Genomic DNA, 13415 nt, shown 5'->3' with positions numbered 1-13415 from the left:
ATCAACTCGACCATGAATGCTAAATCCCTGATGGTGGTGGGCACCAGCTCCCATGCCGGTAAATCTCTCCTCACAGCGGTGATTTGTCGTTGGCTGGCGCAGCAGGGCTACCGTGTCACTCCCTTTAAGGGACAGAATATGGCCTTGAATGCTTACGTCACCCGTGAGGGCGGTGAAATTGGCTATGCCCAAGCAATGCAGGCCTGGGCGGCAGGGATAGAACCCGAAGTGGCGATGAACCCGATTCTCCTCAAGCCCCAAGGCAACATGACCTCCCAAGTGATTCTCAAGGGGCAGGTGGCGGGGGTCACCCAAGCAGCAGACTACTATCGGGACTATTTTGAGCGGGGTTGGCAGGCGATTACCGAGGCCTTGGCGGATCTGCGACAACGCTTTGACTGGATTGTGTGTGAAGGTGCAGGGTCACCCGCAGAAATTAATCTCAAGCACCGCGATCTCACCAATATGCGGGTGGCGACGTATCTTGGGGCACCGACGATCCTTGTGGCGGATATTGATCGGGGGGGCGTCTTTGCCCACATTGTCGGGACATTGATGCTTCTTGATCCTGCTGAGCGATCGCTCATTCAGGGGATTGTCATTAATAAATTTCGTGGCCAGCGATCGCTCCTTGACAGTGGTGTGCAATGGCTAGAGGAGACCACAGGAGTACCGGTGTTAGGGGTGATTCCCTGGCTCGAGCGCCACTACGCTGCCGAAGATTCCCTTGATCTATGGGATCCGCGTCCCCAACGCCAAGGGGCAGACTTGAAAATTACAGTCATTCGACTACCGCGTATTGCCAACTTCACCGATGTCGATCCCCTGCTGGCGGAACCCAGTGTCTCCCTTGAGTTTCTACCCCCCCATCGTCCCTTGGGGCAACCCGATGCCGTGATCCTGCCGGGGACGAAAACGACGATTGCTGATCTCCACGTCCTACAGCAAACGGGGATGGCAGCGCAACTACAAGCCTACGCTGCCCAAGGGGGAACCATTCTCGGTATTTGCGGTGGGTGGCAGATTTTGGGTACCACCATCAGCGATCCTCTGGGCTTAGAGGGCTGCCCCGGCACCTATAAAGGACTGGGACTCATGCCGCTGCACACGCAATTGGGGGTAAGCAAATGTACCCAGCAACAACAAACCCAATCCATTTATTTCCCCGGTCCTGAGCCGATCGTGGGCTATGAAATTCACCAAGGCCAAAGTGAATACACAGGCGATCTCAACGGTTGGCAGCCCCTTTTTTCTGCCTCAGAACTCGGCCTTGTTAACACGGCGGGCACGCTTTGGGGCACCTACCTGCATGGGCTATTGGAAAATGGTGCTTGGCGTCGCCATTGGCTAAATGGGTTGCGATCGCGCCGGCAATTACCCCCCCTACCCACAGCCATTCCCCACTATGCCGAGCAACGGACTGTTGTACTGGATCAACTTACAGAAGCCGTGATGGCTCACCTGAACCTAGAGAGCATTTGTAAATTATGTTGATGTAAAAATTTCAAATTGTTAGCAATTGTCATCCCTTGCAAATGACTCCCCTAGACTGAGGAACGATGTGCTGATGATAGGGAGTGCAAAAGGACAATGACAGTGGCTGCTTCTTGGTCAGTGGGAACCTTAATTGTTTCAGCGATCGCCGCCCTGAGTGGCTTAAGCTGGCTCTTGTACACAGCTTATCAAGAGGAAAAACAATGTCCCCTGCGGGAGTCTTCCCCCCAAGAGGCCTATGGTGAAACCCTCTGGCGCATGATCTTTGTCTATTGGCTCGTCTATTGTGGTGCGCGGGGTCTGCAAATCGCTGTACCATTAGAAGGCACTGATTTAGGTCAAATGTGCAAAATCACCGCACTCTTGGCCTTTTTGCTCACCACCTCTTCGCTGCTTTGCTTACCGATGCACTATTGGCAGGCACGCCAGCGCCAGCAACAACTCAATTAACCCTCGATTCGTCTCCTCCAAGGTTCAATTAAGGTTCAATGTGGTCTGACCTGCTCCAACAACTCCTCGATCGCCAAGCCCTGACGCAAGAGCAGGCCACCCAGTTAATGCAAGGATGGCTGGCAGCAGAAATTCCCGATGCCCTCGCCGGTGCCATTCTCACGGCATTACAGTTCAAGGGGCTGACGGTTGAGGAACTCACGGGTATGGCCAAGGTATTGCTGGCGCAGTCCGCCGCTGCACCGCTAAATTTAGCCGAACCCCTCATTGATACCTGCGGCACCGGGGGCGATCGCGCGGGTACCTTTAATATCTCCACAGCGGTTGCCTTTGTTGTCGCAGCAGCCGGTGTCAAAGTGGCTAAGCACGGCAATCGTTCCGTCTCTAGCCGCGTCGGTTCAGCGGATGTCCTTGAGTGCCTTGGGATCAATCTTGCTCACAGCGATCCCGCCTTTTTGCTCAAGGAAGTGGGGATTACGTTTCTCTTTGCCCCCGGTTGGCATCCCGCCATGAAAGCCGTGGCTCCCCTGCGCCGTACCCTGAAAATTCGCACCGTCTTTAATCTCCTCGGTCCTTTGGTGAATCCGCTCCACCCCACAGGGCAGGTGATTGGTGTCTTTAGCGATCGCTATCTTGAAGCCATGGCCGGCGCCCTCCAACGTCTCGGACGCCAACGCGGGATTGTCCTCTATGGTCGCGAAGGAGTGGATGAAGCCACCCTCGGCAATATGACCGATCTTGTCATGTTTAGTAGCCCTGAGGAATCGCTGCGCCAAGAAGTCCTTGATCCCCAAGCCTTGGGACTCGCCAGTGCCCCCCTGAGGGATCTGGCTGGAGGAGATGTCCAGACCAATGCCGAGATTCTTACCCAAGTTCTGCAGGGCAAAGGCACAACGGCTCAGCAGGATGTGGTGGCGCTCAATGCCGCCTTAGCTCTCTACGTGGCAGCAGTCGTTCAAGATTGGTGGGAAGGGGTGGATCGGGCAAAGGCGATTCTGGCCAGTGGCGCCGCATGGGACAAGTTACAGACATTGGTGACGCTCTCCAATGAGTCCTAGGGGGTCTGCCTATTTGCCGCCGTGGTGTGTCCTAGATCCCCTCTTGGATCAATGGTTACAGGAGGACATCGGGCGGGGCGATCGCACCACCCAAGCCCTGCATCTCCAAGATCGCCAAGGAAAAGCCCATATTCGTCTCAAAAGTCAGGGAGTGATTGCCGGTCTGCCCATTGTGGAGCGGGTGTTCCAACGCCTGACAGCAGCAGTAGTGTTTACCTACGAGCAGGCCGAGGGCACCCTTTGTGAGGCGCCGACAATTGTTGCTCGCATTGAAGCTCCCCTAGAAACCTTACTCCTAGGTGAACGGCTGGCTCTCAATTGCCTGATGCGCCTCAGTGGCATTGCCACCCTCACCCGTACCTACGCCCAGCAAATTGCTGACTTGCCAACGCAACTCGTCGATACCCGCAAAACAACGCCCGGACTGCGCCTGTTAGAAAAATATGCAGTGGCGGTGGGGGGCGGTGTCAACCATCGCTTTGGCCTTGACGATGCAATTATGATTAAGGATAACCACATTGTGGCAGCGGGGGGCATCACGGCTGCGGTTGAACAAGTCCGCCAATCCAGTCCCTTTCCCTTGGCCATTGAGGTGGAAACTGAGAGCCTAGAGCAGGTGCGCGAAGCCCTCTCCTTGGGGGTAGAGGTGATCATGCTTGACAATATGCCGATTCCAGAGATGACCCAAGCCGTGGCGATGATCCGCGCCGCAGCCCCCCACACTAAAATTGAGGCCTCTGGCAATATCACCCTAGAAACCTTGCGAGCAGTGGCCTTGACAGGGGTGGACTACATTTCTACGAGTGCGATAATCACGCGATCCCCTTGGCTAGACTTTAGTTTGACCATTCTTTGAGTCCTCTCTACCTCTTGCCCACAACGTTAGTACCTATTTTGGGAGGTTGCCCGATGTTGAAATCCATGAGAATGCCGCAGTTGGTGCAGCTCAAACCTTGGGAGTTAGTGGTGTCACTGATTGCAGTGGTCATTGCGATACCGATTTTGGTCATTCTCAGTCAACTCTTTGTGAATACGGGTGACACTTGGCATCATTTGGCCACAACCGTTTTACCCGACTATTTACTCAACTCCCTCTGGCTAATGTTGGGGGTGGGAGCAGGGGTGATTGTCATTGGTGTCAGTACTGCTTGGCTGGTCACCAACTGTCAGTTTTGGGGGGTGCGCTGGTGGCAATGGCTACTGTTAACCCCCTTGGCAGCACCCGCCTATGTTTTGGCCTATACCTATACGGAGTTTTTTGCCTTTGAAGGTTCGATTCAGGCATGGCTACGGGAACTAACGGGCTGGGGCTACGGTGACTATTGGTTTCCCAATATCCGCTCCCTTGGCGGGGCGATCGCCATGCTCACCCTCGTTCTCTATCCCTATGTCTTTCTCTTGGCGCGGGTAGCCTTTTTGGAGCAGGCCACCTGTAGCTTAGAGGCCAGTCGTTCCCTTGGCTGTGGGCCTTGGCGCAGTTTTTGGACGGTGGCGTTGCCCCTTGCTCGGCCAGCCATTGCTGCCGGCACCAGCCTAGCGCTCATGGAAACCCTGAATGATTTTGGTACTGTGCAGTACTTTGGCGTGGATACCTTTACCACAGGCATCTATCGCACATGGTTTGGCATGGGCAATCGCGTGGCCTCAGCTCAGTTGGCAGCTGTTTTGGTGGTGATTGTTTTTGCCCTGCTGCTCGTGGAGAAATGGTCTCGGGGCAAGGCACGCTATTACAATCGCGGGAGCGATCGCCCCATTCCCTACGTGCTCAAAGGCTGGCGAGCGGCTTTGGCTTGGCTGGCCTGTGCCCTACCGGTGTTCTTTGGTCTTCTACTCCCCGGCGGGTTGCTCCTCTACTTGGCCATCAGCTACCAACAACTGCACCTCAGCCGTGAATTTTTAGAACACGCCAGCCACAGCTTGATTTTGGCCACCCTCTCTGCGGTTTTGGCGGTGGGCATTGCCCTGCTCTTGGCCTATGGGCATCGCTTGCTGCCAACGGTTTGGGTGCGTTGGGGAACACAGATTGCGGCGATGGGCTATGCCATTCCCGGTACGGTGATTGCGGTGGGGATTCTCATGCCCTTGGGGTGGCTAGATAACATCATTAATGATGTCACTGAGCACCTGTGGGGGGTGGAAGTGGGCTTGATTCTCAGTGGCACCATCACCGCACTGATCTATGCCTACTTGGTACGCTTTTTGGCGGTTTCCTTGGGCAGTGTGGAGGCCAGCCTAGTGAAGATTCGTCCGTCCTTGGATGAGGTGGCGCGGACATTGGGGCGATCGCCCTGGAATATTCTGCGCACGGTTCACTTGCCGCTGATGGTGCCCGGCCTTTTTACCGCTGCCCTGATGGTCTTTGTCGATGTGATGAAGGAATTGCCGGCCACATTGGTGATTCGCCCCTTTAACTTTGATACCCTAGCCATACAGGTTTACCGCTTTGCCTCTGATGAGCGACTTCCCGAAGCCGCCTTAAGTGCTTTGGCCTTGGTGGTCGTCGGTCTCATTCCGGTCATTTGGCTGGGACGGCAAACCCGCTGGGCAGATTAGGGAGTTCGGTTTACCGTTTACCAATCTTCTTAATAATTCGTTACATTAGAAACAACGTTCGCTAGGTGTGCTATGTACTTAGAATTTAAGGCCAGCCAATCTGTGCGCCTCAGTATTGCAACGCCCACGGCCCTTCTGCAGCACTACCTGCGCCAACCCCAGCGGCTGGTGTATGCCCTGACTGACCCAACACGGGTGGAATTTTTGGGTAGCGATCGCTTTCGCCTCAAGATGCGTCCCCTTAACTTTCTCATGGTCAGCTTGCAGCCCACGGTGGATCTGGCTGTCCATGCTAATAGCGATGGCTCTTTACAATTGCGCTCCCTCGGCTGTGAAATTCGCGGCGTGGACTACATTAATCGCCGCTTTCACCTTGCGCTCCAAGGCTATTTGTCTCCCCAAGCAACGGCAAACGGCACGGATTTGATTGGTCTAGCTGACTTGCAGGTGGGCGTGGATATTCCGCCGCCTTTGGATCTCACACCGCGCCCGATTCTCGAAGCCACCGGCAATGGCTTACTCAAGAGCGTTCTGTTAACGATTAAACAACGCCTCAGTCAACACCTTGTCGCCGATTATCAACGCTGGCTCACGGAAGTGGAAACCAATGGCAGTGGCGATTGGCTCACGCCTGTCCCTGTCAGTTCCAGCTAAAATTTCCCTACAGATAGACCTGCTTGGTGCTGAGTAATTGCCCAAGGCCAAAGAGTCCCCGCTGGCAACCCCTTGCAGCAGCACCAATGGCCAAGGCATCCAAGCGCTCTAGTTGGGGGGGACGATTGACAAAAACAAGGGGAGTTTGCACCTGCTGATAAAAGGCACGGCAGTCTTCGTAGCTGCTGGCAATAATCCCACTGGCGGCGCTGCCATACTGGTGAATCCAATGCACTGCGGCGGTGAGATCCTCTTCGTAGTGCCACGCCAAGCGTCGATCCAGATAGGGGAGTGGCCACTCACTGGCGTCCACGAGGGGAATTTCAGGATAGTTGCGGTGTAAGTGCTCATCCACCCCCTGCTTGTAGCCCGCTTGGGTGAGTTCATTGATCACAAATGCCAGATGGGAGGGATTGACATTACCGAGCACAATGACCTTTTCAATGGCAAGGGCGCGATCGGGATTGGCTTGGTGGCTGTGCTGAATACAGTTGAGGACACTCTCTGGCGACACCGAACCATCCCAAACCAGATAGGTATTCCCAAGGGAAAGAGAGACCAAGGGACAGCGAGCAGCAGCGCGTTGCTCGGCCACAAAGCGGGAGCGGCCATAGACAAGGGCGAGATCAACAGCGACGGGATCCGCAAGCCAACTGGTTGGACTCAGGGAGAGGGTTTGAATGGTGGCTTTGGGCAGACTGGTTTTACTGAGGGCGGCCTCGATGAGACTGGCGATCGCCCCAGCAGTATAGCGGCTACTTTCACCACTCCAGAGCACAAGGGCATTTCCCGTTTTGAGGGCCATGCCCGCCAGCATCAAACTTAAAGTGGGTAGCCCTTCATAGACCAAGGCCACGACCCCCAAGGGAACGGCGTACTGAAACCGCTCGGGTCGCGTTGGCAACGGCTGCTGCCACGGATCTGGCGCGTGGTAAAGGTGCTCTAACCACTGCCGAATGCGGTGGAGGCGCTCATGGGTCAGCCGCAGCCAGCCAAGAACAATCTGGGACACTGCTAAATCGCGGCTAGATTCAAGATCGAGCGTATTTTGCTCCAACAGGAGGGGTTCTGCTGCTTCTAACTCAGTGATTAATTGCCCTAAAGCTTCCTGACGCAGGGCATAGCTGGCTTGACTGAGGTGTGTACTGGCGACCCGCGCCCCCCTCAACGGCTCGGGCAACATAGCGGAACGTGGCTCAACGACGAGAGAGGGCAATCCACACTAAAAATGCGGGCATCAGTGCAATTAGCAGGGAGGCAATAATCCATAGCAGCCCTTCAGGTTTTAAGGACAATTGTAGAAGTAAGGGCAGCCAGAGGAGAATAGGCATCAATAAAAAGAAGCTCAGGCCAATCGCAAAATACCAATAGCTTTCTGAGAAGCCCCGCTGCAACTGATTCCACTGCAATCCTGTCCAATACCATGCGCGTTTGTAGGGATAGGTGGTGGCCAACTGCTCAATCGAATAGCCATCGGGACGGACGACAAAAATTTGCTGACAGCGCCGACAGCCAAAAGCTTCCGTGAGGGCGATCGGCATCAACTCCCCTTGGCGACGACAGGGACAGGGGTAACTTGCATCGAGATCCAGTTTGTGAGGTTTAATCGGAGCCACGGTGGCTGTCCAAAACGCAAACGACAGAAAATGATTCGATGGCGGGCGATCGCTCGCCTACTGATACAGCATACAAAGAGAATTCTGTTTTGCCTGTGACTTATACAATTTGTTAAAGATAGCCGCGAAAGGGGGATATTTCGATTTTTCTGCAATGAGAGAATGTAGGCTAGGATACAGTTCTGCTGCAACCCCTCCTGATCATGATTCCCCAAGATTTTCTCGACCAAATTAACCCCGATCGCTACATTGTTCCCGTGGGGGGGAAATTTCACTGGCAGGACTATGATCCTGCGGATACCGCTGGCCTCAAAAGCAAAGTCGAAGCCCAAGAACTCCTTGCCGCTGGCATTAAGAAGCTAGCCGCTTACCAAGATGTTCTCTATGCCCAGAATATCTATGCGCTGCTGATTATTTTCCAAGCGATGGATGCAGCGGGCAAAGACAGCACGATCAAACACGTCATGAGTGGCATTAACCCCCAAGGCTGTCAGGTGTATAGCTTTAAGGCACCGAGTGCCGAGGAGTTGGATCATGACTTTTTGTGGCGCGCCAACCGCGCATTGCCAGAGCGAGGCTGTATTGGTATTTTTAATCGCTCCTATTACGAAGAAGTTCTTGTGGTGCGGGTGCACCCAGAGTTGCTGAACCGTCAACAACTTCCCCCCGAAACCAAGACCAAGCACATCTGGAAAGAGCGCTTTGAGGACATTAATCACTACGAACGTTACTTAACCCGCAATGGTATTCTCATCCTCAAGTTTTTCCTGAATATCTCCAAAGCAGAGCAGAAAAAACGCTTTTTGGAGCGCATTAGTCGCCCGGAAAAAAACTGGAAATTTTCCATTGATGACGTGCGCGATCGCGCCCACTGGGATGACTATCGAGACGCCTATGCCGATGTCTTTCGCCACACCAGTACCGAATGGGCACCGTGGCACATTATTCCCGCCAATCGCAAGTGGTTTGCCCGCCTCATGGTGGCTCACTTCATTTATCAAAAGTTGGCGAGTTTGAACCTGCACTACCCAATTGTTAGTGAAGCCCACAAAGAGCAGTTACTGGAAGCCAAGGCATTACTGGAAAACGAACCTGACGACGAGGAATAACGGCTGCCACTGCCTCCCGAAATCGAGGAGCTTGGGAACATCCTTAGGCAGCTCCATCCCCTTGGGGAACCTCTTGCCATAGGGAGGTTGTTTCCCGCAGACTTTGGTAATCGCCATTGCCGAGAATTAAGTGGTCAAGCACCGGAATGCCCATAATTTGTCCCGCTTGCAGAATTTGTTTTGTCAAATCCAGATCCGCTTGACTGGGGGCTAAACTTCCTGAGGGATGGTTGTGGGCAATGATCAGGCGGCTCGCATTGCGACGCACCGCTTCACGGAAAACTTCGCGGGGATGGACAAGGGTTTCTGTGGCGGTTCCCACCGTAATCACATGAGACCCCAATAGGCGATGGCGCACATCCAACAAGAGAACGGCAAAGCGTTCCGTCGGTTGCCACATGAGATCAGTACTAAGGACAGCAGCGGCAAGGGCAGGATTGTCAATGATCGTTTGCTCCCCCGGTCGCGACTGAAAGACCCGCTTCCCTAACTCCACAGCCGCCAGAATGGTCGTGGCTTTGGCGGGGCCAACACCAGGGATGGCCATCAATTCCTCTGGGGTAATGTCGCGTAAAAGGCTCACGGCATCGGTACTGTTACCACTGCGCTCCCCCAACTGTTTGAGGATAAATTGTCCTAAGCCCACGGCTGAGAGTTTGCCCGCCCCTTGACCAGTCCCCAGTAAAATCGCCAACAGTTCTGCGGAACTGAGATAGCGGGCACCTTGGCTGAGTAGCTTTTCACGGGGGCGATCGCCGACGGGCAGATCAGCAACACGGAGGGAGTAGGACATGACAGCAGCGATCAAGGGAATTGCTAAAAAGCATATCAAGATTTGCTTGTGGCAGCGTTGGGACTGATTTAGAGAAATTTGCAAGAAGTAGTTGACTTTTATTTGCAAATAGTTCAAGCTAAAGAAAGCAAAGAAACTGCTTTTCTCTGTTCAGCCTCAATGAACGTATTGCGAATCTACTCCTAACTTTTCCTAGGGGGCAGGTGAGAGTTGCCTGTTCAGAAGTGCTGGGGCGATCGCCCGATTGCCCTTGAATATCCTATAAATCGAGGCTTGCAGATACTTTGATCATGATTGAGGAGTGAATAATGGCGAGATCGATCGCGGTCTGGCTGGGGCTAGCTTTGGCTCCTGCTTGGGGAATGTCAGCGGCATTAGCTGCGAATCAGTTGCAAGACACACCCCATACGAGTGATGTGAGTGCCTCTAGATTTCTTGATGATGACTTGCAACAAGTGACTCATTCAGTAAAATCACCCTTGCAAGTGGCACAAGTGCCAGCAGTGGCGGACTTAGAGGCTCAAGCTCCCCGACTCCCTGCCCCCGCGCCGTCTTTGGGAATGCAGCGGACAATGCCGCAAGTAACCTCAGTGAATCAACTCTCGGATGTGCGCCCCACGGACTGGGCCTATCAAGCCTTGGCCTCACTGGTGGAGAAATATGGCTGTATTGCCGGTTATCCCGATGGCACCTTCCGTGGCAATCGTGCCGCTACTCGTTATGAAATGGCAGCCGCTTTGAATGCCTGCCTCGATGTAATTAGCGATCGCTTTGCCAGCAAGGAAGATTTGGCCACCCTTCAGCGGCTGGCGGAGGAGTTTAGTAGCGAATTAGCCGTGATCAAGGGACGGGTGACGAATCTGGAAGGCCGCGTTGCTAACCTTGAAGCGACTCGATTTGCCACCACTACTAAACTACGAGCTTCAGTCATCTTCAATGTGTCCGATGTCCTCACGGGCACCCGAGCCGTTGCCGCTCCCGGTCGTGGTCCCACCATCGAAGACAATCCCGTTGCTACCTACCGCGCTCGGCTGAACTTTGACACCAGCTTCTATGGCAAGGATGTCCTGCGGGTGCGCATTCAGGCGGCCAATATGCCCAGATACGACGGTGCTAATCTTACAAACACAAATATGGCGCGTCTTGGCTACGACACCAACACCGATGGGCAATTCCGAATCGACGACCTCTACTACCGCACCCCTCTGACCAAACGCCTGTTCCTTGCCTTTGATGCATCAGCAGGAAACTTCGATAAGAATGTCTTCACCTTTAACCCCCTCTTGCAGTCCGGTGAAACGGGAGCCATTAGCCGGTTTGGTCGCTTTAACCCCCTCTATCGCTTCGGTGGCGGGGCTGGCTTAACACTGCGCTATACCCTCCTTGAAAATAAAGAGCGGGGCACTGGCCTAACCCTAAATCTGAGCTATCAGGCACCGAACGCAGCTAATCCAAATCGAAATACACCAAATACTAATGGTCTCTTCGACGGTGCCTATGCCGCCTTGGCCCAACTCGACTGGCGACCTGCGAAGAACCTCGCCATGGGATTTACCTATGTGCGCTCCTTTGGTACTAGTGTTGCCGGCGGCACAGGAAGCAGTGGGTTTGTCGGCTCTGCTGCCAACCCCATCGGCAATAACGCCAATGCAGCAGCCGATAACTTTGGCTTTCAGTTTACCTATCGCCCCATTCAAAAATTCAACATTGCAGGCTGGGTCGGCTACTCCAATGTCTATCAGGTACAAGGATTCACAGGCCCACGGCGAGAAGCAGAAGTCTTAAACTGGGCCGCCACCTTTGCTGTACCGGACATCTGGCGCAAGGGCGATGTTCTGGGTTTGATTGTCGGCCAACCCCCACAAACCATTAGCGTTCGTAATGTGGCGGGTGCCCCCGGCGCAACCTTTAACTCCTACCACATCGAGGGGTTGTACCGTATTCCGATCTCGCGGAATATTTCAATTACACCTGGCCTCATTGCCGTGGTCAATTCCAACAGCAACAGTAACAACGCACCGCTGCTTCTGGGGGTTGTGCGAACGACATTTAGCTTCTAATGCCTTGCATCTTCCCTGCCCAATGGGGCGGGGTTTCACTTTAAATCTTTAGGGGGTTAGGGCACTCTAAAAGGGCATCTGCTAAGGTAGGGGTACAGCCCTTTTCTGGGGCGCACAAAATAATTGCTAAGGTTGTTGAGTACTCACTTGGGAGCATTGCCCTATGTCCGAAGAACAAGTTTCGCCACCAGAGTCCCCGACTCCCGAACCTGAAACAGAAGCCGTCAGTCCAGAAGAGGTCACCGAAGCGGCAAAAGCTCTCCTTGCTGCTCTGCAACGGTTTGCCGCCGCTCAAATCAAAGCCCTACCAGCAGATGTACAAAAAGCCCTTGAAACGGCGATCGCAGAGCTGAAGTCGAATGCTGATACCGTCTCTAGCCATGTCAAGGATTTTGAGGAGCGACTCAAAGCGGCGTGGGAGGTGCTAACAGCAAAGAAAGAGTTGCCCAGTGGTGGTGATGGCGAGTCCTAGTCCGTTATTGCTTGAGCCATTCCCTTGGCAGGAGACCCTCCAGTGGCAACCCACACCCCAACAGCAGGAACAGTTCCAACGCTTCTATGGGGCAATCCTCGCAGCCAACCAAGGGATCAACTTGACGCGGATTACGGCAGTCCCTGATTTCTGGGAGAAGCACCTCTGGGATTCGTTGCGGGGGATTTTGCCATGGCTTCAGCCTACTGGGGGAACACCTTGGGGAACTAAGATTCAACAGGTCATTGATATTGGCAGTGGCGGTGGTTTTCCGGGGGTACCGGTGGCGATCGCCCGCCCCGATTGGTCAGTGACCCTCCTTGAAGCGACGCAAAAGAAAGTCAAGTTTTTGCAATCCCTACCGCAAACAGTTGATTTAGCGAACATTCACCCTGAATGGGGACGGGCGGAAACCCATGGCCGCCGCTATGATTTGGCGCTCATGCGAGCCGTGGGAAACCTTCGTCGTTGTTGTGCCTACGGTTTGCCCCTATTACGGTTGGGGGGCATTTTAGTCCTGTACCGGGGTCAGTGGAGCAAAGAGGATGCCCAAACCCTAGGAACCCTGCTGCCGCGATACCGTAGTCAACTCCTAGAGATTCAGGCCTTTACCACCCCCTTGAGCCATGCCCAGCGCCACTGCGTTTACCTTCAGCGTCAGGGTTGAATGAGTGATCTTGTCCTCGTGGGGACTCTTGATGTAAATAAATATGACAATTGATGGTTTGGAATTTTCGCCATACACATTTAGGGGGGGATCAGTTATACACAAATAGAGAGCAAACCAACAGATGTATTGAATTGATTGGTTGGGGCAATTTGGCAAGTTTCGGAGGAATACCGTCAATGTTTAGCGATAATAATACAGGTTTTACAAACTGGCTCGCCGATCTCGTCAATGGAATCGGTCTGGCATGGTGGGTCAAGATAGACACGAAAACACCCCCCTGCACCTACTACTTTGGCCCTTTTTTGACCCAAGCTGAAGCAGAAAGGGAGAAGCAGGGCTACATTGACGACCTGAGGGCTGAAGGAGCAGAGGGCTTGGAAGTGACGGTGATGCGCTGCCGCCCTGAAAAGGTGACCATTGAGGTCGAAAAAAAGACGCGGGTGCCCCTTAGTGTCGGCACGACATAGTCACCTGAAAACTGGTTCT

Annotated in this window: 14 protein-coding genes; 11 read left to right on the top strand and 3 right to left on the bottom strand. The window is 53.8% G+C overall.

Translation table 11 applies throughout. The features are described from left to right. The first annotated feature begins 12 nt into the window (after positions 1–12). From RHH81_RS11090 to RHH81_RS11065, 6 genes are all read left to right on the top strand, one after another. Positions 13–1494, top strand: coding sequence for a cobyric acid synthase (locus RHH81_RS11090; protein WP_310453527.1), 1482 nt, complete (start codon positions 13–15; stop codon positions 1492–1494). 96 nt (positions 1495–1590) lie between these two features. After that, the gene (locus RHH81_RS11085) at positions 1591–1944 is read left to right on the top strand and encodes a hypothetical protein (RefSeq protein WP_310438496.1); all 354 of its coding nucleotides are present in this window, start codon (positions 1591–1593) and stop codon (positions 1942–1944) included. A 38-nt stretch (positions 1945–1982) separates the two neighbouring features. Then, on the top strand, positions 1983–3002 hold the full coding sequence (gene trpD, locus RHH81_RS11080; protein WP_302678320.1) for an anthranilate phosphoribosyltransferase: 1020 nt from the start codon (positions 1983–1985) through the stop codon (positions 3000–3002). Then, positions 2992–3858: a carboxylating nicotinate-nucleotide diphosphorylase gene (nadC, locus tag RHH81_RS11075; RefSeq protein WP_206200214.1), complete on the top strand. Its 867-nt coding sequence runs from the start codon at positions 2992–2994 to the stop codon at positions 3856–3858. The genes trpD and nadC overlap by 11 nt, the downstream gene beginning before the upstream one ends. Before the next feature lie 53 nt (positions 3859–3911). Then, a complete protein-coding gene (locus RHH81_RS11070) occupies positions 3912–5555 on the top strand; it encodes an iron ABC transporter permease (RefSeq protein WP_302677552.1) in 1644 nt (547 codons plus the stop codon). Between the two features lie 72 nt (positions 5556–5627). Then, positions 5628–6209 carry a DUF1997 domain-containing protein gene (locus tag RHH81_RS11065; RefSeq protein WP_206200212.1) on the top strand — a complete coding sequence of 194 codons (582 nt, stop codon included), beginning with the start codon at positions 5628–5630 and terminating at the stop codon, positions 6207–6209. Positions 6210–6216: 7 nt separating this feature from the next. Here RHH81_RS11065 and RHH81_RS11060 read toward each other — a convergent pair whose 3' ends face one another. Beyond that, the gene (locus RHH81_RS11060; protein WP_310438495.1) at positions 6217–7392 is read right to left on the bottom strand and encodes a hypothetical protein; all 1176 of its coding nucleotides are present in this window, start codon (positions 7390–7392) and stop codon (positions 6217–6219) included. 13 nt (positions 7393–7405) lie between these two features. Further along, entirely contained in the window at positions 7406–7825 is a 420-nt protein-coding gene (locus tag RHH81_RS11055) for a hypothetical protein (RefSeq protein ID WP_286625107.1), read from the bottom strand. A gap of 203 nt (positions 7826–8028) precedes the next feature. Between RHH81_RS11055 and RHH81_RS11050 the strand changes: the two genes are divergently transcribed. Next, the gene (locus RHH81_RS11050; RefSeq protein WP_206200209.1) at positions 8029–8934 is read left to right on the top strand and encodes a polyphosphate kinase 2 family protein; all 906 of its coding nucleotides are present in this window, start codon (positions 8029–8031) and stop codon (positions 8932–8934) included. Positions 8935–8977: 43 nt separating this feature from the next. Here RHH81_RS11050 and radC read toward each other — a convergent pair whose 3' ends face one another. After that, complete coding sequence (gene radC / locus RHH81_RS11045; protein ID WP_302677555.1) at positions 8978–9727, bottom strand: DNA repair protein RadC; 750 nt, start codon at positions 9725–9727, stop codon at positions 8978–8980. 308 nt (positions 9728–10035) lie between these two features. Here radC and RHH81_RS11040 point away from each other — a divergent pair, with 308 nt between their 5' ends. The 4 genes from RHH81_RS11040 (at position 10036) to RHH81_RS11025 (ending at position 13396) form a co-directional block, all read left to right on the top strand. After that, positions 10036–11787 carry an iron uptake porin gene (locus RHH81_RS11040; protein ID WP_310743058.1) on the top strand — a complete coding sequence of 584 codons (1752 nt, stop codon included), beginning with the start codon at positions 10036–10038 and terminating at the stop codon, positions 11785–11787. A gap of 163 nt (positions 11788–11950) precedes the next feature. Beyond that, positions 11951–12259 (top strand): hypothetical protein, encoded by a 309-nt coding sequence (locus tag RHH81_RS11035; RefSeq protein ID WP_206200207.1) that lies wholly within the window; start codon positions 11951–11953, stop codon positions 12257–12259. Next, positions 12246–12926, top strand: a complete 681-nt coding sequence (rsmG, locus tag RHH81_RS11030) for a 16S rRNA (guanine(527)-N(7))-methyltransferase RsmG (protein ID WP_255521457.1) — start codon at positions 12246–12248, stop codon at positions 12924–12926. The genes RHH81_RS11035 and rsmG overlap by 14 nt, the downstream gene beginning before the upstream one ends. 179 nt (positions 12927–13105) lie before the next feature. Beyond that, complete coding sequence (locus RHH81_RS11025; protein ID WP_206200206.1) at positions 13106–13396, top strand: DUF1816 domain-containing protein; 291 nt, start codon at positions 13106–13108, stop codon at positions 13394–13396. Positions 13397–13415: the final 19 nt, after the last annotated feature.

The organism is Thermosynechococcus sp. PKX95, assembly GCF_031583295.1.
GTDB lineage: Bacteria > Cyanobacteriota > Cyanobacteriia > Thermosynechococcales > Thermosynechococcaceae > Thermosynechococcus.
This window is presented reverse-complemented; position numbering and strand designations above follow the sequence as displayed.

What these genes read in the sequence shown, in the direction of transcription:
- RHH81_RS11065 (WP_206200212.1), top strand. Translation starts at nt 5,628, where the DNA reads ATGTACTTAGAATTTAAGGCCAGCCAATCTGTGCGCCTCAGTATTGCA.
- RHH81_RS11050 (WP_206200209.1), top strand. Translation starts at nt 8,029, where the DNA reads ATGATTCCCCAAGATTTTCTCGACCAAATTAACCCCGATCGCTACATT.
- RHH81_RS11040 (WP_310743058.1), top strand. Translation starts at nt 10,036, where the DNA reads ATGGCGAGATCGATCGCGGTCTGGCTGGGGCTAGCTTTGGCTCCTGCT.
- radC (WP_302677555.1), bottom strand. Translation starts at nt 9,727, where the DNA reads ATGTCCTACTCCCTCCGTGTTGCTGATCTGCCCGTCGGCGATCGCCCC.
- rsmG (WP_255521457.1), top strand. Translation starts at nt 12,246, where the DNA reads ATGGCGAGTCCTAGTCCGTTATTGCTTGAGCCATTCCCTTGGCAGGAG.
- RHH81_RS11060 (WP_310438495.1), bottom strand. Translation starts at nt 7,392, where the DNA reads ATGTTGCCCGAGCCGTTGAGGGGGGCGCGGGTCGCCAGTACACACCTC.
- RHH81_RS11085 (WP_310438496.1), top strand. Translation starts at nt 1,591, where the DNA reads ATGACAGTGGCTGCTTCTTGGTCAGTGGGAACCTTAATTGTTTCAGCG.
- RHH81_RS11035 (WP_206200207.1), top strand. Translation starts at nt 11,951, where the DNA reads ATGTCCGAAGAACAAGTTTCGCCACCAGAGTCCCCGACTCCCGAACCT.
- RHH81_RS11070 (WP_302677552.1), top strand. Translation starts at nt 3,912, where the DNA reads ATGTTGAAATCCATGAGAATGCCGCAGTTGGTGCAGCTCAAACCTTGG.
- RHH81_RS11025 (WP_206200206.1), top strand. Translation starts at nt 13,106, where the DNA reads ATGTTTAGCGATAATAATACAGGTTTTACAAACTGGCTCGCCGATCTC.
- trpD (WP_302678320.1), top strand. Translation starts at nt 1,983, where the DNA reads ATGTGGTCTGACCTGCTCCAACAACTCCTCGATCGCCAAGCCCTGACG.
- nadC (WP_206200214.1), top strand. Translation starts at nt 2,992, where the DNA reads ATGAGTCCTAGGGGGTCTGCCTATTTGCCGCCGTGGTGTGTCCTAGAT.
- RHH81_RS11090 (WP_310453527.1), top strand. Translation starts at nt 13, where the DNA reads ATGAATGCTAAATCCCTGATGGTGGTGGGCACCAGCTCCCATGCCGGT.